Source organism: Cellulomonas wangsupingiae (genome assembly GCF_024508275.1).
GTDB lineage: Bacteria > Actinomycetota > Actinomycetes > Actinomycetales > Cellulomonadaceae > Cellulomonas > Cellulomonas wangsupingiae.
Window position 1 is genome coordinate 3,810,291 of record NZ_CP101989.1, and the last position, 15,145, is coordinate 3,825,435.

At 73.0% G+C, this 15,145-nt stretch carries 16 protein-coding genes and 1 riboswitch; of the genes, 4 read left to right on the forward strand and 12 right to left on the reverse strand.

From position 1 onward, the window contains the following. Positions 1-340: 340 nt before the first annotated feature. Positions 341-1,771 carry an ADP-ribosylglycohydrolase family protein gene (locus tag NP075_RS17510; protein ID WP_227563375.1) on the reverse strand — a complete coding sequence of 477 codons (1,431 nt, stop codon included), beginning with the start codon at positions 1,769-1,771 and terminating at the stop codon, positions 341-343. A gap of 349 nt (positions 1,772-2,120) precedes the next feature. On the opposite strand from NP075_RS17510, the gene NP075_RS17515 reads away from it, so the two are divergent. Both NP075_RS17515 and NP075_RS17520 read left to right on the forward strand, forming a co-directional pair. Further along, positions 2,121-2,684 (forward strand): DUF6318 family protein, encoded by a 564-nt coding sequence (locus tag NP075_RS17515; RefSeq protein WP_227563376.1) that lies wholly within the window; start codon positions 2,121-2,123, stop codon positions 2,682-2,684. Then, positions 2,681-3,577, forward strand: a complete 897-nt coding sequence (locus NP075_RS17520; protein ID WP_227563377.1) for a PKD domain-containing protein — start codon at positions 2,681-2,683, stop codon at positions 3,575-3,577. The genes NP075_RS17515 and NP075_RS17520 overlap by 4 nt, the downstream gene beginning before the upstream one ends. A gap of 61 nt (positions 3,578-3,638) precedes the next feature. On the opposite strand, the gene NP075_RS17525 is transcribed toward NP075_RS17520, so the two are convergent. From NP075_RS17525 to NP075_RS17575, 11 genes are all read right to left on the reverse strand, one after another. Beyond that, a complete protein-coding gene (locus NP075_RS17525) occupies positions 3,639-4,031 on the reverse strand; it encodes a type II toxin-antitoxin system VapC family toxin (RefSeq protein WP_227563378.1) in 393 nt (130 codons plus the stop codon). Positions 4,032-4,033: 2 nt separating this feature from the next. After that, positions 4,034-4,306, reverse strand: coding sequence for a type II toxin-antitoxin system Phd/YefM family antitoxin (locus NP075_RS17530; RefSeq protein WP_227563379.1), 273 nt, complete (start codon positions 4,304-4,306; stop codon positions 4,034-4,036). Positions 4,307-4,417: 111 nt separating this feature from the next. Further along, positions 4,418-4,597 carry a hypothetical protein gene (locus NP075_RS17535; RefSeq protein ID WP_227563380.1) on the reverse strand — a complete coding sequence of 60 codons (180 nt, stop codon included), beginning with the start codon at positions 4,595-4,597 and terminating at the stop codon, positions 4,418-4,420. Positions 4,598-4,695: 98 nt separating this feature from the next. Continuing rightward, on the reverse strand, positions 4,696-5,139 hold the full coding sequence (locus tag NP075_RS17540; protein WP_227563381.1) for a hypothetical protein: 444 nt from the start codon (positions 5,137-5,139) through the stop codon (positions 4,696-4,698). A gap of 14 nt (positions 5,140-5,153) precedes the next feature. After that, positions 5,154-5,266, reverse strand: a riboswitch (SAM riboswitch). Between the two features lie 253 nt (positions 5,267-5,519). Then, a complete protein-coding gene (locus NP075_RS17545) occupies positions 5,520-5,789 on the reverse strand; it encodes an alpha-mannosidase (RefSeq protein ID WP_227563382.1) in 270 nt (89 codons plus the stop codon). Between the two features lie 30 nt (positions 5,790-5,819). Then, positions 5,820-6,428 carry a hypothetical protein gene (locus NP075_RS17550; protein WP_227563383.1) on the reverse strand — a complete coding sequence of 203 codons (609 nt, stop codon included), beginning with the start codon at positions 6,426-6,428 and terminating at the stop codon, positions 5,820-5,822. A gap of 113 nt (positions 6,429-6,541) precedes the next feature. Further along, positions 6,542-8,857 (reverse strand): hypothetical protein, encoded by a 2,316-nt coding sequence (locus tag NP075_RS17555; protein WP_256791285.1) that lies wholly within the window; start codon positions 8,855-8,857, stop codon positions 6,542-6,544. A gap of 51 nt (positions 8,858-8,908) precedes the next feature. After that, positions 8,909-9,382 carry a DUF805 domain-containing protein gene (locus NP075_RS17560; protein ID WP_227563385.1) on the reverse strand — a complete coding sequence of 158 codons (474 nt, stop codon included), beginning with the start codon at positions 9,380-9,382 and terminating at the stop codon, positions 8,909-8,911. A gap of 11 nt (positions 9,383-9,393) precedes the next feature. Beyond that, positions 9,394-10,188: an EI24 domain-containing protein gene (locus NP075_RS17565; protein WP_227563386.1), complete on the reverse strand. Its 795-nt coding sequence runs from the start codon at positions 10,186-10,188 to the stop codon at positions 9,394-9,396. Between the two features lie 31 nt (positions 10,189-10,219). After that, a complete protein-coding gene (locus tag NP075_RS17570) occupies positions 10,220-11,566 on the reverse strand; it encodes an APC family permease (RefSeq protein ID WP_227563387.1) in 1,347 nt (448 codons plus the stop codon). 160 nt (positions 11,567-11,726) lie between these two features. Continuing rightward, positions 11,727-13,157, reverse strand: coding sequence for an amino acid permease (locus NP075_RS17575; protein WP_372456683.1), 1,431 nt, complete (start codon positions 13,155-13,157; stop codon positions 11,727-11,729). 260 nt (positions 13,158-13,417) lie between these two features. On the opposite strand from NP075_RS17575, the gene NP075_RS17580 reads away from it, so the two are divergent. Both NP075_RS17580 and NP075_RS17585 read left to right on the forward strand, forming a co-directional pair. Continuing rightward, complete coding sequence (locus NP075_RS17580) at positions 13,418-13,669, forward strand: hypothetical protein (protein ID WP_227563388.1); 252 nt, start codon at positions 13,418-13,420, stop codon at positions 13,667-13,669. Further along, positions 13,666-15,114 (forward strand): basic amino acid/polyamine antiporter, encoded by a 1,449-nt coding sequence (locus NP075_RS17585; protein WP_227563389.1) that lies wholly within the window; start codon positions 13,666-13,668, stop codon positions 15,112-15,114. The genes NP075_RS17580 and NP075_RS17585 overlap by 4 nt, the downstream gene beginning before the upstream one ends. Positions 15,115-15,145 lie beyond the last annotated feature (31 nt).

Below are 15,145 nucleotides of genomic sequence, written 5' to 3' on the forward strand. Positions count from 1 at the left end.
TGCCGACGAGCGGGTCACCGTCGAGGTCGCTCCCCGATGACGGCGACACGGGGTTCCCCGTCCTGTCGAACGTCGGATCGTCCCCGCGGGGGCCCTGGGGATTCTCGGCCGAGCCCGACGTCTCGTCGAGCGCCTCGGCGAGCCCGTCGTCGGCACCCGTCCCCGTCGGCTCGATCTCCGTCGCCCCGTGCCCATCACGTCCTTGCTCATGCCGCTCCTCTCATCCGCCCGGGCCGGGCACCGCGCCCGGCCCGGACGGAGGCCGTCTGAGGGGGTGGACGATGGCAGATCGCCGGCCCCCGCGCCGACGACATTGCTTCGTCGTCTTACGCTCCGTCGCCTAGCCGCCCGCCCCCGCGACCTGCCCCGCGATCCGCCCCACCGCGTCGAGCAGGAACTGCTTCGGCGCGTAGTCCGGCAGCGCCCCCTGCAGCGCCGCGAGCGCCTCGTCCTCCGCGACCCCCCGGTGCCTGATCGCGTACACCGCAGCGACGGCGGACGTGCGCGAGCGCCCCTCCATGCAGTGCAGCGCGACCTTCTGCCCTTCGGCGCGCAGGTCGGCGATCGTGTCGGCGGCGTCGATCAGCACGGCGTCGACGTCGGCGTTGACGCCGTCCTCGTCGAACAGCCAGAACTCGACGTGCTCCCGGGACGTCTGACGGCGACCGATCCGGCACATCGAGACGACCGTGGTGACGTCGTCGGGCATGTTTACGAGGCCGTCGAGGGAGGCGAGCACGACGCCGTCGTCGTGCGGGTGCGTGACGAGGGTCCGGACGCCAGAACCGGTGATCTGCAAGGCCGTCGGCCAGCCACGGCTGTCGGGTTGTCCGCCGGTGGCTGCGAGCGCCGCCAGCTCCACGAGCCCACGGCTGTCCATGCCCGGCCAGCCGTGCAGGATCCGCCGCCAACGGGCGGGCACGGCCGTCCCGCCCGCCGCGGCCCCGACGAGGGCGCCGGCGATGGCCGCGACGGTGTCGGTGTCCTTGCCGCCGCGGACCGCGCGCTCGAGCACGTCCACGAGCCCGTCGCCGTGGTGGATCGCGGACCACGCGCCCTGCAGCGCCTGCACCACCCAGCCGTTCTTCGGGAAGTCCCGCGGCTGCGACGCCTCCGCCTCGGCGATGACCGCCGCCCATCGCTCCCGGCGCGACGCCGGCAGATGCGGGAGCTGACCGACCAGGTCGATCTCACCCGTGCGGATCGCGTGCCGGATCGCCATCGACCACAGGACGCACGCGTCACCAGCGTCCGGGTCGCCGTGCGTGAGGTCGGAGACGGCGCGGGCGGCGTTCGCGAGCGCGCGCTCGGCGCCGTCGTCGAGGTAGCCCAGGGCGACCGGGCCGGTGCGCATGAGGGTGCCGTTGCCGCCGGAGCCGCGCGGGGCGTCGGCGAACCGTGCCGCAGCCGCCTGGCGCGCCGCCTCAGCGATCGGCACGTGCAGGGAGGCCAGGAGCGCGCTCGTCTGCACCCCGACGTCCTTGGCGTCCTGCGCCCACGACGCCCACGCCGCGACGATGCTGTCCAGCGACGCCTCGTCGTCCAGCGACCCGCCGTCGGCCAGCACCTGTGCGATCGGGATCGCCATGGACGTGTCGTCCGTCCACTCCCCCGGCTCCCAGCCGAACCCGCCACCGCCCTTCATCGCGACGGGCGCGTCGTCCGGCAGCGGCGGCCCGAACTCGTATCCCGCCCCCAACGCGTCACCGGCGGCGGAACCGAGGAGGGCACCGACGGCGCGGTCGATCTGGATCGGGGTGAGGTTCAGCATCGGGCTCCTGGGCATCGAGCGTGGCGACGGGCGAGGTCGCGCGGTGTGCGGGACGCCTGGCGACGCCCCTCAAGTGCATCGGCCGTCCGAACCCCGATGTGAACTCAGGCGGGCCATGGAGGGGGTGAAGCAACTACACATGCCCCGGCCTGAGGCCCCGGCCCAGCACCACCGGCAGGCATCCGACGTCCGGCACCGGAGGAGCCGACCGCAGGCCGACGTGGCTCCTCGCGCTGGCCGCATGAGGATCACTGCCTCTCCTCGCCCCCAACACCCGGAAGGTGCCACGATCGTCCACAGGTATGACGAACGACGACCGCGGGACGCCCGGAACCGGTACTTTTCCGGCATGCCCGCAAGCGGATCCGTACGGTCGATCGCAACGCCGGTCGTGGCACTCGCGCTCGGCTTGACGTTGATCTCAGCGGGGTGTGCCGCCGACGCCGATACACATCCCACATCGACACCCACAGCCAGCCCGGCGCCGACTCCCAGCCCGACGCCTTCCCCGACCCCGGCGGAACCGACCGTCCCGGACCGGCCGCCCGCGATGTCGACGGCGAGTGCGGACGGTGCCGCCGCGGCCGCTGCGTTCGCGATCGAGGTACTGAATCACGCGGCGGCATCCGGGGACGTGTCCGCCTGGAGGGACATCACCGCGCCGTCGTGCCGGATGTGCACCGCCTTTGGAGACGACATCGTCGCGGCAGGTCCGGATGGCGGAAGCTTGCTGGCGGTCACCAGCGCAACGGGACGTGAGGTCGAGGCCGGACGCCTGTACGCCGCCGAACTGACCGTGACCCAACCTGCCTCGCCGGACGGAAGCTCTCCGGCGGGATCGTTCGTCTTCCAGGTCGCGCTGAGCCATGGGGGCGACTGGAAGGTAGAAGCCATCGACGTCTACGAGTCATGACCATCTCCCACCGCACTCACCGTTGGGCACTCACCGCCGCGACCGCAGCGGGCCTCGTCGTGGTGACGGGCTCGGCGTCCAACGCCGTCGAGGTCCGTGGCAACTTCGATCAGAACGGTCAGTACGCGGAGCTGATGGTCCCTGCCAACGAGCAGTTGGCGCGGAGCAACCGTTCGATCGCACCCGAACTTCGCCTGGCCGACTACGAGCGCGCTCCTTACTGTCGCGAGGCAGCCGGGATCTGGGTGATGGGGTTTGCCGACGGCGCCTGCGCCCCTGGCGCAGACCTGGCGCAGACGGCGGTGCAGTGCGATGAGGGCGACACCATGGTCATGCCGATGTGGATGCGCACGCGTGCCACCCCGACCTCGCCGTGGAGCGAGTGGGACGACATCGACGCCGGCGGCTGCGGCATCGACCTTCTCCCGGTCATGACCGAGGCCGACTTCCGCCGTCTGCCCATCCCGGCACCGACCCTGACCATGCAACCGGACCGCGGCTGGGTCCTGATCAACATCGAGACCATCACCTACACCGACTCCACCCCCATCACCCTGCGCACCGACCTGCTCGGCTACGGCATCACCGTCGAAGCCACCCCCACCCGCTGGACCTACGACTACGGCGACGGCCACACCCTGACCACCACCTCCCCCGGCCACACCTACCCCGACCACGACGTCTTCCACGAGTACGAACACCCCGGCCAAGCCGCCATCACCCTCACCGCCGAATGGACCGGCCGCTATCAGATCGACGGCAACCCCACCTGGCGCGACATCAACGGCACCGCCACCACAACCACCACCACCGCCCCCTTCACCATCGAAGAACGCACCAGCCGCCTCGTCTCCGACCTGTGCACCGACACCCCCAAGCCACCCGACTGCTGACCGCCCCGCGCCGAGGGACACGCGGCGACCCACCTGCACCCGCCGGCCCGCCCCCCCCACCTCAGGCCGGCGCCACCACCGCAACCCCGTACGCCACCGCCGCCTCCGCGAGCCGGTCGTCGTACGTCACGATCCCCTCCAGGTCGTCGCCGAGCTCGAGCGCGGCGGCCAGGTGGATCGCATCCAACGACCGCAGCGTCGCGGGCTCCAGACGCCCTGCCGCGTCGCACACCCGCGACGTCACCGACAGCAGCACTAGCCCGTCGAGCACCGCGTGCGCCTGCACCGCAGCCTCGGGCGCAGCCCGGCGGACGGCGCGCATCAGCTCGGTGCGCACCAGGTCGCATGCGACCGGAGTGGTGCCGTGCGACCGCCACCACTCCCGCAGCGCCGGCGTCTCCGCCTCCTCGACGACGAGCTTCACCAGTGCCGAGGTGTCCAGGTAGTACGCCACGGTCAGCGCTCGTCGGCGCGCAGCTCGGCGAGCGCGTCGGACAGCGAGGGCCGTCCGCCCGCCGCAGGACGGGGCTCCGGAAGCGCGGCCAGATCGGTACGCGCCGGACGCGCGGCCCCGCTCGTGAGCAGACGCGCCAGGGGCGACGACGGCAACGGCGAGAGCTGCGCCGTGGGCCGGCCCCGATCAGTCACGGTCAGGGTCTCGCCGGACGCCGCGCGCGCGACCGCCGCGGAGGCGTTCTGCTTCAGCTCGCGGATACCGATGGTCGCCATGTGCTACATGGTAGCCCTTCGCGCCTCCTGGCCGACAGCATCGGCCGCCGAACGCACCGACGGCGCCCTCCCCAGCCGGGAAGGACGCCGTCGTCGTACCGCTGACGCCTGTCAGGCGTACCCGGGCAGCCCAGGGGTGCGGGAGCTGTCCTTCGGCAGGACGGTCTCCTCGATCGGCGGCAACCCGCCGTCGTCGCCGCCGGACGCCGGGTCCACCCGCGGGGCGGTGGCCGTCACGGGGTCAGGGACCTCGTCGGGGGTCGGGGTCGTGGTGTCGTCGGGAACGGTCATCGTCGGCCTCCCATCGTCGGTGAGGCCCGATCGTGGCACGTGACGTGCGGTTTCGCGCGTTGGGAGGACCACGCGTGGGCGGCGGCAGGTCCCCGGCGCTACCACCGGCCGTCCTCACCGAACGGTCCATGCGGGCCGTCCTCGAACACCACCTCGTACCCCGCCCGACGCAGCGCCTCCACGTGGTCCATGGCCCCGTCGTACGACCCCGGGAGGTCCCCGAGCGAGGTGATGTTGGCGTCGGCGTCGGCGCCCATGACCAGGGTGTGGGGACCGATGTGGTCGTGCTGCGCCAGCACGATCGCGTGGTCGTAGCAGGCCCACGTGAACCGCATGGGCGGATCCATCCGGTACAGCGACGCGGTGTGCGGGACGATCGCCAGCAGGGTGGGGTCGAGCGGGAGGGGCCGGACCAGGTACGCCTTCTTCGCGGGCGCTCGCCCCCGGTCGGCGCCGCGCGCAGGCGGCGGTCCGGCAGTGGGCCGCGGGGCGGACCCATCGGGACGACGTCCCACGTGCGTGGTGGGATCGAGATCGGACACGAGGGCTCCATCAGGTCGAGCGTCTTCCCGTGCCGGCGGCACGGGCGGATCTTCCTCCGGGGGCACCGTGCGCTCCGCGCGGTTGCCAGTCGGCCTGCCGGAGGGCTTGTGGCCGAGCTTCGTGATCGATGAGGACTCTAGGACGTGGCGCCGACATCCGCCGCGCCGGGCGAGACTCGCCACCAGGCGGTTCGGTCGCCCTCGAGACGCGAGCGAGGGATCTGTGGACGACGACCGCTCCGGCCGCCGTCACACGCACGGCTCCGACGACGTGGTCGTAGCCGGGCATCACCTCACGCGCGACGTCGTCCGCCACGACGTCGTCCGCCACGACGTCCTGCAGCCGACGGTGACGCAGTCGACCGCTCCGGCGCGTCGCCTCAGACCGGCCGCATGCTCAGACCTCGGTCCGCCGCGACCCACGCCTCGCCGGTGTCCCGGGCGTCCCGCGCCAAAGCGTCCGCACCATCCGCCAGCGCCTGGTCCAGCACGGTCAGGACGAGCGCGACGTTGCCCAACGCGTCCTGCACCAGACCGGACCCCAGCACGTGACCGGTCGCAACGCACTCGGCACCCACAGGGTTGGCATGCGCCACGACGGCCGCCATGAAGGAGGCGAGCGCGGCGGCATCGACGGTCAGGTCAGGCACGGACCGCCACCAGCCTCCCGATCAGTCCCGTCATCCGTCGGGCACCTCCACCGCGAACGACGGGCTCGGCGACGGCGGCGCGAGCACGTCGTCACCGTCGAGCTCCAGCAGTGGTTCGAGGTCCGGCGCAGGGTCGAACAGGCCGCGAGCGATGGCGACCGAGCTGCAGTACTCGTCGGTCAGCAGCCCTCCGTCCGGCAACCTGAAGTCCCCGTCGGGGGCGTTCGACCCGACGATGCGCCGTTCCCCGTCGTCCCCGAGCTCGAGCCTGTACACCTGTGCGTGACGACCTTGGCGATCGCCCGAGGGCTGCTCGCCGGCGACGGCGAGGTCATCAGCGCACACGGCGACGAGTGCGCTTCGGCCTTCTTCATCAAGTTCCACCGCCAAGGGTGTCAGCGGCCTCGGACCGAGTGCGACGTAGGGGGAACCGTGGTCGAGGTCCGTCCGGGCCAGGTCAGCCATCCACAGGACCGCCGAGTTACTCCAGGTCTGCGCGAGCGCCTCATCGGTGAAGTTCGCTGCGTTGGAGGCGGCCGCGAAGGCCAGTTCACCGGCCCGCACGGCTCGGACCCACGGGTCCCGCTCCAGCTCACCGCTGGGCGGCCCGCCCTGCCACGAGACCATCGGTGTCACCACGGGGCGTGGCACCTCCTGGCTGGCGCACGCACCCACGGACACGGCTAGCCCGAGGATGATCACGGTCGAGCGCAACCCGAGGGGTGCTCGCGCCGTGCTGCTGCAACCTGCCCTCATGAGCCCCTCACGTGGTCCGTGCCGCGCGCGCGCATCGCATCGACGACGTCTTCGTAGTCACCGACGAGGTTGTCGGCGATCGTGGATGCGTCACTGGTGTCGGCGCCTCCTGCCTGGTCCCACAACCCGAGCCGTCGGTACTCCAGGACGGAGACCTCGAAGAACTCGTTCAGCGACGCGGCTCCGTCCGGGACCAGGGACTCCGCGGTTCCCGCCGGCAGGGGCCCGCCGGTCACCTGCGACTCCACGTACCTCTGCATCAGGTCGAGGCCGAGGTCGACTCCTACGGACGCCATGGGCCTGATGTGGGAGAGCGCGACTCCGGTGTCGACGAGCTTGCGTCCTGCCTCGACACCAGCACGCATCTGCTGATCCCGCAGATATCGGTCGACCTCCGCCGCCGAGACGCTCGCGCCGTCGACCGCGCCCCACGCGGTCGCGAGCGCGTTGAGTGCGGCCCCGGGGGACACGGCGCCCCCTTCGACCACCGCCTCGAGGGTCCGCTCTTGATACGCGAGTACCCCGGTCTGCAGTTCCAGGCGACCCGACAAGTCGCTCGCGGCCGCGTTCAGGACGGGCACGACCCATGTCCGCGACACGTAGGCCGTGGGGGTCTCCTGACCCAGGCCAGCAACCTGGGTCATACGCCATGGATCAGCGATCTCTCCAGTGCTGGCCCCGCTCTTGAGCCCGATCTCGACGAGCCCTGCGAGCTGATGCGAGAGCGCGCTCGCGAACTGGCTGGCTCCAGCCGAGCTCACCTCCGTCGGGAGGAGCGACTCGTTGTGGGCGAGAGCGTGGAAGACGTGGGTGTTGATCGCGGCGGTCTGCCGGTTCTCCAGCGTGTCCGCCGCGGGGAGCTGCACCCCGGCCCACAGTGCCCCGATGCCTGCGAAGCCGTCCGACGCGCCTAGTGACCAGTCCCGTTGACCGAACCAGTACGCGATACGCGGCGTCGTCAGACGAACCTGTGACGACGACCAATCCACCCCCTCCCCCGTCAACCAGTCCCTCGCCGCCTGCGGGTACGCCCCCAGCGTCTCGAACACCCGCGCCGCGGCGTCGTACGCCCCGCCACCGTCGAGCGACAGCAGCCCGTCGGTGTCCAGCGCATGTCCGGGCGAGCCCGGCCCGTCACGCCACGGCCCCCCGTTCCCCCGCTCGATCGCGTCGAGCAGGTCGGCCATCGCCACGGTGAACGCCTCGCTCATCCGCGCGTCCTGCGGGTCGGCGAACACGAACCCGATCGCGCTGAGCGTGCCGTTCGCGCTGGACGCCGCGCGCACCATGTCCGCCGCGAACGCGGCCGCCGCGGACCTCGACCACGTCGAGGACGCGGAGGCGAGGCCCGACCTCAGCCCTCGCCCCGCCGCAGCGAGCGCCTGGTCGCGGTCCGCCCCGCCGCCCACCATCTGCTCACCGAGCATCGTCACGAGCCGCACGACCCGGGCCCCACCGACGGCGCCGAAGACCGCGGCCATCACCTCCGCGTCGTCACCCCACGCGTCGAGGAACCCGCTCAGCGCCGCCAGCGCCTGGGCGTCGCCCGGGTGGTTGCTCACCTGCTCGGTGGTCCCGACGAACCACTCCGCCATCACCCGCCGCTGCGCCGCGGTCACCCTCCCCGACCCCGCCGCCGCCAACGCCTGCACCAGCGGCACGTCCACCACCGCATCCACCCCGGTCCCCGGCGCGTACGCAGCCATCACCTCGACACCCGCCAACCGCGCCGCGGTGTCCCGGTCCAGCGACTCCCGCTCCTCGCAGCACCCCTCGAACGCCCGCACCCCGGCCACCGCGTCGCCCACGGCCTCCCGCCAGGCGGCCAGCTCTGCCGCCGCCCCGACCACCACCGGGAACGCCGGTACATCGGTCCACGACCACGGCACCCCCGCGCCACCCCCGGCCACCACCGCCGCCGCGTACCGCTCCCGCGCGGCCACGGCCCGGCTCCGCGCCGTGGCCACCCCGTGCCGCGCGACCCTCACCCGCCGCTGCACCCCGCGCAGCGCCGCGCCGTACCCCGCGAGCACCGCCGCCACCTGTCGGCACCCACCGGCCGCGTCGTCGAATCCGGCCGCCAGCCGCACGGACCGCTCCCCCAGCGCCGACGCCCAGTCCCCCGCCGACGCCGCCGCCAGCCCGGCGCCCGCAGCACGCACCGCGACCGCTCGCACACCGAACCGCTCGGCCCGCGCCGCGTACCCCGCGACCAACCCGTCGACGGCTTCGACGTCACCGGCCTCCGGGGACCGCTCCAGCACCCCGAGATCCACACGCACCCCCTGCGTCAGCCGGACGAACCGGGGCACACCGTACCGATCCGCACCACCACGCCACAGACGCCGTCCACAGCCAAGGCCCTACCCGCACCGCTCGCACCCGGCGCACGCCACGTACGCGGGTCGCGCCTCGTCGAACCGTTCGCCCCGCGCCCGCGGCGGCAGCAGCCCCACCACGACCAGCGCCACCCACCCGTACGGCGCCAGCGCGACCAGCTGCCACCACCCCGCCAGGTTCACGTCGTGCAGCCGCCGCGCGTTGAGCGCGAGCGTCGGCATCACGGTCACCAGCGCCCACAGCAGCACCAGACCCGCGACCACGGCCGCCCCCACGGCCTCCCCCGCCCCGTCGAGCGTGCGCATCCCTAGCACCCCGCCCCACACGACCGCCACCTGCAGGAACGCCGCGTTCCAGTACTCCGCGCGGCTCGCCCGCCCGCTGAACGTCGTCGAGCGCGCGAAGTACCGCCGCACGGACTCGCCGAACCCGGCGCCGGGCAGCGGGGTGTCGTCGAAAGGGCGGGCGGCGGGGTGGGCGATCGGTGTCGGCGTCATGCCGCCGAACGCTAGAAGCCCTCGCGCACCCTTTCGTCCGGTTCACCCACATCTGTGGACAACCCTGTGTCCAACTTCAGCACGGAGTGCGCCAGCAACGTCGCCCCGGCCACGGCGGCGGGCATGGTCGCGACCGCCCCGCCCGGCACCAGGAAGCACAGCTGGGTGGCGGCGCCGAACCCGATGACCCGCCGGCGGTGCCCCCGCAGCAGCCGGTTGCGCTCGGCCCGCGGGATCCCGCGCGACACCATCGCGCGCGAGGTCAGCTCGTGCGCGAGCAGCCACCCGGTGAGCACGACGCCCCCGACCCACCCCAGCACGGTCCCGACGACGGGCACGATCCCGAGCGCACCGGCCAGCAGCGCAACCAGGAGCCCGCGGCTCATGAGCGCGAACCCGTCCGCGGCCCCCCGCCAGAACCCGGTGTCCCCGGTGGGCACGGTCCCCGTCTCGGTGAGCTCCACGGCCCGCCAGATCCGGTCGTAGAACGGCTCGCCCACGGTCAGCGTCAGGGCGGTGAACGTCACGACGACGAGCACGACGGCGGCGGCCAGCACCACGGCCTGCGCGAGGAGCTCGGCGGTGCGCTCGAGCGCGGGCGTCCACTCGTCGGCGAACGGCGTCAGCCAGTCCCCGACGGGCCCGAGGTTGAGCACGAGCAGGGTGATCGCGGCGAGCACGACGACACCGACGACGGCCGCCGGGATCAGCCCGAGCGCCATCACCGACGGCCGGCGCCGCCAGTACCCCCACCCGCGCCCCAGCAGGCGCACACCGTCGAGCACGTCACCCATGTCGGACCTCACGCATGAGACCGCAGCGTAGGTCCCGGCGACCTCACGCGCCCGCCGTCCCCGACCCGCCGTCGCGCCCCTCGACCTCCACCGGCCGCGACGACCGGCGCGTCACGAGGTACAGGACCACCCCGACCGCGAGCAGCACGCCCGCGAGCGCCCAGTGCTGCGCCTCCTGCCGCGTGAGCAGCACCAGGCACGACGCGACCGCGAGCACGGGCATCACGGTCGGCGCGCGGAAGTGGTCGTGCTCGACGCGGTCACGCCGCAGGACGAGCACGGCGACGTTGGTCGACAGGAAGACGAACAGCAGGAGCAGCACGACGGTCGACGCCAGATCGACGAGCTCCCCGGTGATAGCGAGCACGATGGCGACGGCCGTGGTCACGACGATCGCGACGCCGGGCGTGCGGCGTCGCGGCAGGACGCGCGCCAGCGGGGAGGGCAGCAACCCCTGCTGGGCCATCCCGTACGCCAGGCGGCTGGCCATGATCATCGTCAGCAGGGCGCCGTTGGCCACGGCGATGAGCGCGACGACGGCGAACACCCCGGGCGGCACCACGCCGCCGGCGCGCACGACGTCGAGCAGCGGCCCGGTGGACTCCGCGAGATCGGCGGGCGGCACGACGGCGGGGGCGACGAACCCGAGCAGCACGTACACGACGCCCGCGGCGGCGAGCGCACCGAACAGCGCGCGGGGGTAGACGCGGGTGACGTCCCTGATCTCCTCGGCCAGGTTCGCGGACGTCTCGAAGCCGACGAACGAGTAGTACGCGATGAGCGCGGACCCCAGCACGGCGACCCACACGGTCGACTCGTCGGGCGGTGTGAACGCCCCGCCCAGGTCCGCCTCGCCGCGTCCGATCACCCACGCACCGAGCACGATGACGACGACGAGCCCGAGGGTCTCGATGATCGTCATGACGATGTTCGCGCGCAGCGACTCCTTGATCCCCCACGCGTTCATCAGCGCGACGAGCACGAGGAAGACCACGGCGGCGGGCACCTGCGGGACGTCGAGGAACGCCGTGAGGTACTCCCCGGTGAACGCCAGCGACAGCCCGGCCGCACTGACCATGCCGGCGGACAGCATGCAGAACCCGACGAGGAACGCGACGAGCGGACTGCGGTACGCCTTCTCGGCGTACACCGCCGACCCACCCGCCCGCGGGTACTTGGTGACGAGCTCGGCGTACGAGAACGCCGTCAGCACCGCCATGACCAGCGCGATCGCGAACGCGAGCCACACGAGCCCGCCCGCCTCGCCGGCCATCTCCCCGACGAGCGCGTACACGCCCGCGCCGAGCACGTCGCCGAGGATGAACAGGAACAGCAGCGGCCCGGTGATGGCCCGGCGCAGCCGGGGCGGGGCGGTCGTCTCGCTGGACATGGCCCCGAGTGTGCGCCCGCCCTCGCGCCCCCGCACGGCGAGCGGACACCCGCCCAGCGAGCACCCCACCCGCGCGGGGTGACTGGATTGCACTCTCGCGGCTGGGGGCGGGTGACTGGGCGACGCAGCCCTCGTGCGAGAGCGCGGCCCGCCACGCCCCTCAGCCGGCCGCGACCCTCCGGCGACGGACGGCCGCCGAGACCGCGTAGATCCCCACGACGACCGCGACCAGGCCCGCGGTCGCGGCGAGCTGCGCCCGCGCCGCGTCGTCCGTGAGCATCAGCACGACGACGCCCGCGAGCGCGACGAGCGTCGCCCACGTCAGCCACGGGTACCCCCACATGCGCAGCGGCAGCCCGTCGGGCCCGGCCTCCGCCTCGAGCCGGGGCCGCAGCCGCAGCTGCGACACCGCGACGAGCACCCAGACGACCAGCAGCGACGCCCCGGCGGCGTTGAGGAGGATGCCGAGCAGCGCGTCGGGCAGCAGCCAGTTCAGCGCGACGGCCACCAGCGCCAGCACGACGGACACGAGCACCGCCACCCACGGCACGTCGCGCCGCGAGACCCGCTGCAGCACGGCCGGCCCGTCCTCGCGCCCGGCCAGGGAGAACGCCATGCGCGACGTCGCGTAGATGTTCGCGTTGAACGCGGACAGCAGCGCCAGCACGACGACGACCTCCATGAGCCGTGCCGCACCCGGCAGCCCGGCGAGCTCGAGGACGGCCACGAACGGCCCGTCGACGAGCTGCGGCGCGTCCCACGGCAGCACGAGCACCATGACGGCGACGGCGCCGACGTAGAACAGCAGGATCCGCCACACGATCGACCGGGTGGCCCGCGCGACGGCGCGCTGGGGGTCGGCGGCCTCGGCCGACGCGATGGTGACGATCTCGATGCCACCGAACGCGAAGACCACGACGAGCAGCCCGGCGGCGATCCCTGCGAGACCCGTGGGCGCGAACCCGCCGTCGCCCAGCAGGTGCGACGTCCCGACGGGCTCGGTGCCCGGCAGCAGCCCGAGGGCGAGCAGCACGCCCACGACGAGGAACCCGACGATCGCGACCACCTTGACGAGCGCGAACCAGAACTCGAACTCCCCGAACTGCCGCACCCCGACGAGGTTGACGACCGCGAACACGGCGACGGCCGCGAGCGCGACCCCCCACTGCGGCACGCCGGGCAGCCACCCGGTGACGATGCGCGCGACCCCGGTGATCTCGACGCCGAGCACCATGATCAGCGTGAACCAGTAGACCCACCCGAGGGTGAACCCGGCCCAGCGCCCCAGCGCCTTCTCGGCGTACACGGAGAAGGACCCGCTCGCGGGGACGGCGGCGGCCATCTCGGCGAGCATCCGCATGACGAGCACCACGAGCAGCCCGGCCAGGGCGTAGGACACGAGCACGGCCGGCCCGGCCACCGCGATCCCGACGCCACTGCCGAGGAACAGCCCGGCGCCGATCGCCGACCCGAGGCCCATCATCGTCAGGTGCCGCGCGCGCAGGCCGTGGCCGAGCACCCTGTCGGGGGCGGTCGACCCGTCGGGCGTGACGTCGGTGCCCCGGGTGGGCCGGTCGACTGCTGAGGACATGCGGGGTCGGCTCCTGTGCGGTGGGGACGGCCGGTCGGCCGTCGGCGGACCACGGTAGTCGCTCACGCTGGAGCCTCCGGGGCCCGTGGTCCCGGTGCGTGCAGCGTCGGGGACGCCTGGGGTCCCGAACGCCTCACGCCGCTCGGGCATGCCCCGCAGGCACGACACCCTGCCTGTTCCGTCCCGAACGCCCGGCCCCTAGGGTGACCAGCAGCGGCCCGCGCCGACGCGGGGCCCGGCACGTGGCCTGAGGGGGCGCGTTGAGCGGACCGGTGCAGCACCACGTCCGACCACCGACGCTCACCGACGCCCTCGTCCCCCTCGGCGCCCTGGCCCTGCTCATCGCCGGCTCGCTCGCGCTGTTCGGCCTCGGCGCGCTCGACGGCCCCGTCCAGGTGGCCCTGGTCCTCGCGTGCGCGGTCGCGTCGCTCGTCGCGCTGCGCAACGGCCGCACGTTCACCGCGATCCAGGCGGCGGGCCGCGGCGCGCCGGCGACGCTGGAGGACGCATGACCACGACCCAGGACCCGGCACCCACCGCCGCCCCGGCGAAGATGAGCGTGCCGACCCTGACCGCCATGGTCGTCGGCAGCATGGTCGGGGCCGGCGTGTTCTCGCTGCCCGCCCGGTTCGGCGTCGCGACGGGCGTCCTCGGCGCGCTCATCGGCTGGGCCGTGGCCGGCGCCGGCATGCTCATGCTCGCGTTCGTCTTCCAGAACCTCGCGGTGCGCAAGCCGGACCTGGACTCGGGCGTCTTCATCTACGCGAAGGCGGGGTTCGGGGACTACGCGGGCTTCACGTCCGCGATCGGGTTCTGGGCGTCCACCGTCGCGGGCAACGCGTTCTACTGGGTGTTCATCACCGCGACGCTGGGCGCGTTCGTCACCGACTTCGGCGACGGGGACACGCTGCCGGCCGTGGCCGTGTCGACCGTCGGGGTGTGGCTGTTCCACTTCCTCGTCGCGCGCGGCGTGCGGGACGCCGCGGTCATCAACCGCATCGTCACGGTGTTCAAGATCCTGCCGATCCTCACGTTCGTCGTCGTGCTGCTGGTCGCGTTCGACGCCCAGGTGTTCGCCGACAACTTCTTCGCCTACGACGACCTGGGCACCCTGTCCGAGCAGGTCAGGAACACGATGATCATCACGACGTTCGTCTTCCTCGGCATCGAGGGCGCGAGCGTCTACTCGCGGTACGCCCGGCGCCGCGAAGACGTCGGACGCGCGACGGTGCTCGGGTTCCTGTCGGTGCTGTCGATCTTCGCGCTGGTGACGCTGTCGTCGTACGGCGTGCTGCCGCGCGCGACCATCGCCGAGGAGCGGCAGCCGTCGATGACCGGGGTGTTCGAGTCGGTCGTGGGGGCATGGGGCGCGACGTTCATCTCGGTGGCCGTCGTCGTGTCGGTGCTCGGCGCGTACCTCGCGTGGACGCTCATGGCGGCCGAGGTCATGTACCAGCCCGCCCGCAACGACGACCTGCCCGAGCTGCTGGGCCGCGAGAACCGGGCCGGCACCCCCATCACGGCGCTGGTGGTCACGTCGATCGCGGTGCAAGCGCTGCTCGTCGTCACGCTGTTCGTGTCCGACGCGCTGAACTTCATGCTCGACCTGTGCACGAGCCTCGCGCTCATCCCGTACTTCCTCGCCGCGGCGTACGCGCTGAAGATCGCGCTCACCGGTGAGGGCTACGAGGGTGTCGAGCCGCGCGTGCAGCGCCGGCACGCGGTCGTCGCGGGCGTCGCGACGGGCTACACGCTGTTCCTGTTCGTCGCCGCCGGCCTGGAGTTCCTGCTGCTGTCCACCGTGATCCTCGCGCCGCTGACGCTGCTGTACGTCAAGGCCCGCAGCGAGCACGGCCGACGGCTGTTCACCCCCACCGAGGCGGTGCTGTGCGCCGTCATCGTGGCCGCCGCCGCCATCGGCGTCCTCGGCCTGGCGACGGGCCGGATCGCGCTGTGAGAGCACCCGCGTCACCCGACGGAAGGACGAG

Bases quoted from the DNA above. Each gene is read 5' to 3' on its own strand.
- NP075_RS17570 (WP_227563387.1), bottom strand. From the start codon at position 11,566: ATGTCCAGCGAGACGACCGCCCCGCCCCGGCTGCGCCGGGCCATCACC.
- NP075_RS17520 (WP_227563377.1), top strand. From the start codon at position 2,681: ATGACCATCTCCCACCGCACTCACCGTTGGGCACTCACCGCCGCGACC.
- NP075_RS17575 (WP_372456683.1), bottom strand. From the start codon at position 13,157: ATGTCCTCAGCAGTCGACCGGCCCACCCGGGGCACCGACGTCACGCCC.
- NP075_RS17560 (WP_227563385.1), bottom strand. From the start codon at position 9,382: ATGACGCCGACACCGATCGCCCACCCCGCCGCCCGCCCTTTCGACGAC.
- NP075_RS17530 (WP_227563379.1), bottom strand. From the start codon at position 4,306: ATGGCGACCATCGGTATCCGCGAGCTGAAGCAGAACGCCTCCGCGGCG.
- NP075_RS17535 (WP_227563380.1), bottom strand. From the start codon at position 4,597: ATGACCGTTCCCGACGACACCACGACCCCGACCCCCGACGAGGTCCCT.
- NP075_RS17510 (WP_227563375.1), bottom strand. From the start codon at position 1,771: ATGCTGAACCTCACCCCGATCCAGATCGACCGCGCCGTCGGTGCCCTC.
- NP075_RS17515 (WP_227563376.1), top strand. From the start codon at position 2,121: ATGCCCGCAAGCGGATCCGTACGGTCGATCGCAACGCCGGTCGTGGCA.
- NP075_RS17585 (WP_227563389.1), top strand. From the start codon at position 13,666: ATGACCACGACCCAGGACCCGGCACCCACCGCCGCCCCGGCGAAGATG.